The sequence below is a fragment of the Hymenobacter segetis genome (assembly GCF_054776495.1).
Map to the genome: position 1 here is coordinate 40,803 of NZ_BAAHBV010000006.1, position 7,905 is coordinate 48,707.

General features: G+C 58.9%; 7 protein-coding genes and 1 tRNA gene. 2 read left to right on the plus strand and 6 right to left on the minus strand.

Features of this window, described 5'->3' with window-relative positions; translation table 11 throughout:
• Positions 1-19: 19 nt before the first annotated feature.
• On the minus strand, positions 20-2,557 hold the full coding sequence (locus tag ACYU70_RS22345; RefSeq protein ID WP_342299323.1) for a YfhO family protein: 2,538 nt from the start codon (positions 2,555-2,557) through the stop codon (positions 20-22).
• A gap of 158 nt (positions 2,558-2,715) precedes the next feature.
• Positions 2,716-2,982, minus strand: a complete 267-nt coding sequence (locus ACYU70_RS22350) for a DUF4834 family protein (protein ID WP_342299320.1) — start codon at positions 2,980-2,982, stop codon at positions 2,716-2,718.
• Between the two features lie 269 nt (positions 2,983-3,251).
• Between ACYU70_RS22350 and ACYU70_RS22355 the strand changes: the two genes are divergently transcribed.
• Positions 3,252-3,327 (plus strand) — tRNA-Thr (locus tag ACYU70_RS22355).
• 70 nt (positions 3,328-3,397) lie between these two features.
• Here the strand turns inward: ACYU70_RS22355 and ACYU70_RS22360 are convergent.
• Genes ACYU70_RS22360 through ACYU70_RS22370 form a run of 3 tightly spaced genes read right to left on the minus strand, consistent with a single transcriptional unit; the run spans position 3,398 to position 5,396 of the window.
• Positions 3,398-4,183, minus strand: a complete 786-nt coding sequence (locus ACYU70_RS22360) for a geranylgeranylglyceryl/heptaprenylglyceryl phosphate synthase (protein WP_342299317.1) — start codon at positions 4,181-4,183, stop codon at positions 3,398-3,400.
• Positions 4,155-5,006, minus strand: a complete 852-nt coding sequence (locus ACYU70_RS22365; protein ID WP_342299315.1) for a hypothetical protein — start codon at positions 5,004-5,006, stop codon at positions 4,155-4,157. The genes ACYU70_RS22360 and ACYU70_RS22365 overlap by 29 nt, the downstream gene beginning before the upstream one ends.
• 12 nt (positions 5,007-5,018) lie before the next feature.
• On the minus strand, positions 5,019-5,396 hold the full coding sequence (locus tag ACYU70_RS22370) for a phage holin family protein (RefSeq protein WP_342299313.1): 378 nt from the start codon (positions 5,394-5,396) through the stop codon (positions 5,019-5,021).
• A gap of 128 nt (positions 5,397-5,524) precedes the next feature.
• Here ACYU70_RS22370 and ACYU70_RS22375 point away from each other — a divergent pair, with 128 nt between their 5' ends.
• Positions 5,525-6,679: a DnaJ domain-containing protein gene (locus ACYU70_RS22375; protein ID WP_342299310.1), complete on the plus strand. Its 1,155-nt coding sequence runs from the start codon at positions 5,525-5,527 to the stop codon at positions 6,677-6,679.
• A gap of 83 nt (positions 6,680-6,762) precedes the next feature.
• On the opposite strand, the gene ACYU70_RS22380 is transcribed toward ACYU70_RS22375, so the two are convergent.
• Positions 6,763-7,329, minus strand: a complete 567-nt coding sequence (locus ACYU70_RS22380) for a fasciclin domain-containing protein (RefSeq protein ID WP_342299309.1) — start codon at positions 7,327-7,329, stop codon at positions 6,763-6,765.
• Positions 7,330-7,905: the final 576 nt, after the last annotated feature.

Below are 7,905 nucleotides of genomic sequence, written 5' to 3' on the forward strand. Positions count from 1 at the left end.
ATTCCTTCTAAAGCAGAAGCTACGCCAGCACCGGCGCATCGGCCAGCTCGTCGCCGCTACGCTCGCGGCGGCGCGCCACGTACACGCCCGTGCCTACCAGCACCAGCAGCAGCGCAATGCTGGCCGCCAACGACACGCCATTGCCCACGGCGTAGGCTTTCGGCTCAAACTTGAACTCGATAGTGTGGGTGCCGGCCGGCACCTGCAGCGCCCGCAGCACATAATCGGCGCGGATGTGCGGCACCGGCTTGCCGTCGATGTAAGCCTGCCAGCCGTCGGCATAATAGATTTCCGAGAACACCACCAACCCGGCCTGCGTGGCGTTGCAACGGTACTTCAATTCATCGGGGCTGTAGCCGGTGAGGGCAATGCTGGAGCCGGCAATATCGTAGGTCGCGGCTTTTTGCTGCGGGAATTTGCTGACATCCACCACGGCCTCGGTGGCGGGGTTCAGGGTGCTGAGAGCGGCCATTTCGGCATCGGGGCTGGCCACGGGCTTCACCGTGCTCACAAACCAGGCATTGCCCAGCGCACCGGGGTTGCGCTGCACCGGCTGCTTGGCATCGCCGGTGATGAGGTAGCGCATGTTCAGCATGTTGAGCACCTGCTGGTTATTGTTCGAAATCTGACGCTCGATGAGGTCCTGGTAGCGGCGCAGCTTGGCCCCGTGGTAGCCACCGATGCTCTTGTGGAAGTACGAAGTCTGGGCTTCGTTGAAGGGATTCTGCACGTTGAGCACGCGGTAGCTCAGGTCCTTATCCTGCAAAATCATCTGGTCGGCCGGGCTCGGCTGGAATTCCTCGGCGATGGTTTCGCGCTGGAATTTATTGTCGCCGAGGTAGCGCTTGTCCACGCCCCACAAATCCACCAGCACCAGCACCACCATAATGGCCGCCGCTGGCACCACTTTCAGCTGCCCTTTCAGATGGAAATACAGCACACCCAGCGCCGCGCCAATGAACAGCAGCCCGCGCCACACGTCGTTGCGGAGCAAATCGGCACGGTCGGCGCGCAGCGCGCCCAGCAGCTGCGGCGTGAAGCCCTGCTTGGTCAGCTCGCCATCCACGGGAGCCGCGAAATCGAAGCTGAAGCTCGCCATATACGCCAGCACGCACAGCCCAGCCGTGATAGCGCCAGCATACAAAACCTTGGGCAATAAAGCCGCCGCGTCGGCCGAAAGCGGGGCCTTGGTGCCGGGCAATGTGGGAGCCGTAGCCGGACGAGGCCGCAGCACCCGGCTCAATGCCAACGCACCCAGGATAGGCATGGCCAGCTGCGCAATCACCAGCGCCATGCTCACGGCGCGGAACTTGTTGTAGCCTGGCAACAGGTCGAAAATCAGGTAGTTAAACGTCTCGAAATTCTTACCCCAAGCCAGCAAAATGGAAAGAATAGTACCGCCCAGCAGCCAGTAGCGCGTGCGCTTCTCCACCACAAACAGCCCCAGAATAAACAAAAAGCACACCACCGCGCCCATGTACACCGGCCCGGCCGTGTAGCTCTGCTGCCCCCAATAGGTTGGCATCGCGCCCAGGTATTCCTGCGGCAAACCCGCTTTGGCGAGGTTAGAATCGGTGCTGAGCGGCATGGAGCTGGCCCCACCGTAGAAGTTGGGAATCAGCAGGGTAATGGTTTCGCCCACGCCGTAGCTGTACTGGAAAGCGTAGTCGCGGTCCACGCCCGAGCCTTCGTCCTCAGTTTTAGGAGCCGGGGCTTGGCCGGGTGCAGTCGGAGCCGGCGTTTTCAATTCACTAGGCCCACGGTTGCTGTATTTGCTGTACTCGGCGGTGGTATAAAGGCGGCCGAAGCTCACGCCCACGGCCAGAGCCGCGCCCAACGCCAGCAGCGCCGTGCGCTTGGCAAACTCGGGCAGGCGGCCCGCCCGCACGGCCGAAACCAATTCAATAACGCCGAAAATAGCCACCAGAAGCAGCAGGTAGTAGGTAATCTGGAGGTGGTTGACGTGCACGTTCAGCGTGAGTCCGACGGCAAACAGGGCCGCGCCCAGCCACTTATCGCGGCGGTACGTCACGAGCAGGCCGCCCAGCACCAGCGGTGCGTAGGCCAGGGCCAGGCTCTTGGTGTTGTGGCCGGCGGCCAGAATGGCCAGGTTGTAGCTCGAAAAGCCCAGCGCCACCGCGCCCGCCACCGCAATGAGCGGCCGCACGCCCAGCGCCACCAGCAGAATATAGCCGCAGAGCAGCGCCAGAAACAGGTTGGCTACCACGGCGGGCAGGCCCAGCGTCATGGCCTTCTGCAAATACCCCGACCAGTCGCCCGGAAAGTGCAGGCTGATGAGGTACGTCGGCATCCCCGAAAACATGGAATTCGTCCACAACGCCTCTTTGCCCATGGCCTTGGCATATTCCTGCGCCTCGTGCGCGCCGCCCTGAAACTGGGTAATATCGTGCTGGGCCAGGGTTTTGCCATCGAACATGATGGGCGCGAAATACACGCAGGCCAGCAACACGAAAAACAACACCGCCAGCACGTGCGGCAAAGCCCGCTGCCACCACGGCGCGGACGAAACAGAAGGAGCAGAAACAACAGCAGCCATCAGGGCAATTTTGGGGAAAATGAAAACGTGCCCGAAGGTACAGTAGAACCGCGCTATCGCTTCCACCACGACGTTTTGGGAAATAAAAAGAGGTTTCGCCGGGCTACGCTCGCGTTAGCCTGACAAAACCTCTTTTTACTTCCCAAAACGTTGCGCTTCTATTTTACTTCCTCAAAATCAACGTACTCTCCGCCCTTGAAGTCGTGGGGCTGCTTGTTTTGGGCTGCCGTAGGCGGTACGTACTCCACCCGTACCTCGCCGGGCCGGGAAGTAGGGCCACTCTCGGGCCGCGCCTGTGGCGGCACCACAAAGCCCCCATTGCGCATCTGCTTGCGTACAAAGCCGCTCAGCGCCAACCGCAGCACGATGGGCAACAGGTAGCGAACGGCGAAAAAAATCAGAATGAATATGAGCCAGAATTTCATGTGGTCAGAAACGTAAACGCCGCTGCAAAGTACGGTCAGCCCCTGCTGACGAGCGAACGGTGCTTTTATTTTACGCAAACGGCCCGTCCCTGCTTATCGGTTCCGCGCCTGCGGACGGCCAGCACAGCAGCAATTTTACCGGGCCGTCGGGTTTATCCCTACTCCGAGTCCACGCCACGAACAATAAATTTTTCTCCCCGCGCGGTTGCGCAGCTTCCGGCGGATTGCCTATCTTTGCAGCCCCTTCCAAAACCGTTGGTCGGGCACAAGCCGATTTAGCTCAGTTGGTAGAGCAGCTCATTCGTAATGAGCAGGTCGTTGGTTCGAGTCCAATAATCGGCTCCAAATAAAAAGGCCCTGAAACCGCACAATGGTTTCAGGGCCTTTTTATTTGATTGAATTGCCAGCCGCAAGGCTATTGAAAAACGCGCCGCGAAGCTGCCACCTGATTAAACGAGGCAACCACCTCCGACACTTCGGCCAGAAACTCCGGCTTGGCCTCAATGTGGTTGCCGACCACCACCACATCGGCCCCAGCGGCCAAAGCCGCGTACACCTTCTCACCCGAATTCAGCCCGCCGCCCACAATAAGGGGCGCGCTCACGGCTTCGCGCACGGCCGCAATCATCGCGCCGGACACCGGGTTCTGCGCTCCACTACCCCCATCGAGGTACATCAGCTTCAGCCCCAGCTGCTCGCCGGCCAGCGCAGTACATGCCGCAATACCCGGCTTGTTGTGCGGCATCGGCGTGGTGCCACTCATGTAGGAAGCCGTCGTTTGCCGGCCCGAATCAACCAGCATATAGCCCGTCGACAGCAGCTGCAAGCCGCTGGCCTTGAGGCGCGGCGCGGCCACCACATGCTGCCCAATCAGAAAATCAGGGTTGCGGCCCGATATGAGCGAGAGCAGCAGCAATCCATCGGCCGGGCCATCCAGGTGCATGCTATGGCTGGGAAACAGCAACACCGGCACATCGGAATGGGCCTTGATTAACGTGATGAGGGCAGCCTGGTGCTCACTAAGCACTAGGCTGCCCCCCACGAAAAAGTAATCGACCGGATGCACCTCGCTCAGGCTGAGCAGGTGCAGCAGGCTGGTTTCATCTAGGTTGTCCGGGTCGAGCAATACGGCCAGCGCTTTGCGGCCGTGCTGCTGCCGGGCGCGCAGCGCATCATAAAGACTTAGGGGGGTTGGACGCATCCGAGGAGTCAGAAGGAGCAGACGAGGCGACGGGAGAAGCCCCGGTTTCGGCCTTGGCGTAGCCGGGAGAAGTCGCAAGGTCGGCATTTTTGTCCGCCGGGAAAAACTCACCTACTTTTTTCGTCACCATGGCCAAGGCTAGGGCAGCTGCCTGCGCCACCAGCACCTTGCCCGTATCAGACTGCAAAAACGCCTGCAGCACTGAGCCTACCATGCGCGAACGCGAATTAGCCGGGCTGGCTGCCGGCGTGGGCTCATCAAAAGCATGCGAAGCGGGCAAACGGCGGCTGTCGTCGTAAGGCAAATCCTGAAACGGGTCTTCCTCAAATTCCTCATCGGCAAATGCCGCGCCAGCTGCAAAAGGAGCACTGGAAGCCGTCTCCGAAGAATGCTCTCCCGAATGTGCCCCTGTAGAGCCAAAGCCCAGGTCATCGGCTTCGTGAGCGTGCTCGTGATGTTCCACAAAAGCGCGGGCCGATTCTTCGGCCGACTTATGCGCCAGGTCATCGCCTTTTTTGCCCTTCTTATCCTTTTTGCCTTTGCTGTTGGAATAATAATCGGCGCCGAACTCGTAGTCATGGTCGGCCTCGTTGTGCTCAGCCGCATGCTTCGGAGTACGCTTGCGCTTCTTGCCACCAATCAACTTGGTGATGAGCCACACGCCACCGGCCAGGCCCGCGCCAACCAGCGCCACCTTGCCCACCACCACCGATTGGTCCTTGATGTGGTCCACATCGCCCCGCAGGGCGCGCTCGTATTCCAGTTTTTTGCGTTCAAGGAATTCCTTTTCCTCTTCGAACAGGGGGTTTTGCAACTCACTCATGCTAGGGTTGGCTTAAGCTTGGCGTTTGTCAGATTTGTAAATGGTATCCTTCAGCACTTTGTTAGCGAGGCCCTGAAAAGCCGTTTTATCAACGCCTACTAGCACCAGCACCAGCAGCACCAGATAGAAGCCGGCCACAATACCAAAGCCCCAATACGGGCTATTCAGAGCGGCATTAAGAGCCAGTCCGGCAAAGATGCTCACAAAGATGACGAACAGCAGCCCCAGAATAGCCAGGGTTGCGCCGTGAATGGTACCCACGAAAATGGTGGATACTTTTTGTTGAATTTCCAGCCGAACTAGGTCAATGCGGGTATCAAGGTAACCTGTGAGGTTCCCAATCAGGCTGTCGTTACGGGGAGTTTTGGAGGTATCGTCGTCGTTGAACATGCGGCGCGAAAATGGAGTGACACAAGAAAAAAAGCCCGACAGTTTCTTTGATTTCGCAGAAAAAAGCAGTGGACCGCGCCGGTTCTACGGAAAATTTCGGCGCGTGGCTGACTTTTGCACCCACCTTTGTGTTTGCCGCTAGCGTGAGTCAGAATCATTATCAAATTCTTGGAGTTGCCCCCACCGCCCCGGCCGCCGATATCAAGCGCGCCTACCGGCAGCTGGTAGTGCGCTTCCACCCCGACAAGCACGGTGGCGACATCCGCTACGAGGAGCAGTTTAAAGCCGTCGCCGTGGCCTACGGCATCCTCGGCGACCCCGGCCGCCGCGCCACCTATGATTTCCAGCTGGCCCAGGCCGCCCGCCGCGCCGCCGAAGCCCAGCGCCAACAGCAGCAGCGGCCCGTCTCGCAGCACGTCTACGGCGTGCCCATGCCGCCCCCAGCCCCGCTCCGTACTCGCCCGCCCGCCGGCAGCCGTGAGCGGCACTACCAGCGTATTCCGCGCCAACGCCCCGCCTTCAATCGGCGCGACTGGCTATTCACGCTGCTTTTCATCGCCGGCATCTTGCTTTTTGCGATGGCCGTGAAAGTGACCATGGACCGCGTCTCCGCCAACAGCAACTACGCCGATGGCCTGCGGGCCTACGTCCGCGGCGACTGGTCAGCGGCGTACAGCTTCATGGATGAAACCCTGCACTTCCGTCCCGACTACGCCCCTGCCCTGCGCCGGCGCGGCGAGCTGGCCCGCCTCAGCCTCCAGGATGTCCATGCTGCCCGCGCCGATTTCCAGGCCGCCCTCCAACAGCCCCAGTCCCGCCGCCTCACCGCCGACCTGCTGTACCAGCTAGGCCGCTGCGAAGCCGCCCTCGGCCGCGCCACCACCGCCGACTTCAACTACACTCGTTCCCTCTCCTTAGACAGCACTCGCAGCATCACCTACTTTGCCCGCGGCGAAATCCGCCTGCTCGACCTACATCAGCCCGCGCTGGCTGTAGTCGATTTCACCACCGGCCTAAGCCAGTACCAACGCACCGGTCGAAAAGCCCCTTGGCGCTACGTACAGCTACGTGGCGTGGCCTTCGCTACCCTCGCCCGCTACCCCGAAGCCTGGGCCGATTACTTCCGCGTACTCCAGGCCAACCCCACTGATGGCCGCACCCACTTCCTGCTCGGCAAACTAGCCGCCCACACCGGCGACTCCACCGCCGCCTGCGAGTTCTACCGTCGCGCCCTGAACCTAGGCTACGAATACGCCCGCACGGCCCAAGCCGCCTGCCATTAAAGCGCCTCCCATAAACGCAAACAACCGCCGCTAGCCAAAGCCAGCGGCGGTTGCCGAAGTTGCATTCAGAAGCTCGGAAAGCCTTACTGGGGCATCAGCACCGTATTCACCACGTGGATAACGCCATTGCTCTGCAGCACATCGGCGATGGTAACAGTCGAAATGCCGCCTTTCTCGTCTTTCAACTCAAGGGCTTTGCCTTTCATCATGGCCGTCAGGGTACCGCCGCTTACCGTTTTGAAGGTAGCCTTGCCACCACCAGCTTTAATGGCTTTTGCGATATCAGCCGAAGTCATACGGCCAGCCACCACGTGGTAAGTCAGGATTTTGGTTAGCGTCGCCTTATTCTCGGGTTTCACCAGCGTTTCCACCGTACCAGCGGGGAGCTTGTTGAAAGCCTCATTGGTAGGAGCAAATACCGTGAAGGGACCAGCACCTTGCAGCGTCTCTACCAAACCAGCAGCTTTCACCGCAGCCACCAGCGTAGTGTGGTCTTTCGAGTTAACCGCGTTTTCAATAATGTTTTTCGTGGGGTACATAGCGGCACCGCCCACCATCACAGTCTTAGTCTTGGATTGGGCCGAAACAGTAGTAGTGGTAGCAACGCTGAACAAAGCAACGAAAGCGAGCGAAAACAGAGTCTTTTTCATGGATATGAAGAAATGCTTGGATGTTTTGAATGATGCCTCACCTACGCCACTCCTTCATCCAGCGGATTGCCCCAACGGTAAAGTTTTATGAATGCGCAAATAGTATTCGCTTACAAGAATCATCTAATTTACTCACTATTAACGCTTTCATCCATCTAATGCACTAATACGTTGACCATGCTTATGCCTGCAATATTGACAATTCAACAGTACCTCTAATTAAGGCGTGCCATGGCATCTGCTGCTTTTTCCACTATACCGTATATCCCCTCCATAAGTCTTGTCCGGCACATGATTCCCTCGACAATAGCCCTAGCAGCATCGGGACCATCAGCGCTGCTGAAGTCTATCACTGACTTCTCCCATATAAGTAACCAACACAAGCCCAACTTAATTGGCTTGGGTAGACAACATTGCTCCACCTAGCTACGATTGAGCAGATATGCTGCTGCCTCAAATCCCAACTTGGCGTAACAGCAAAATGCCCCTGCGGCTGGTGAAAGCGGCAGGGGCATTACTGAAAAAAGGTTGGCGGCGACCGACTCTCCCACCGGTGAAGGCAGTACCATAGGCGCA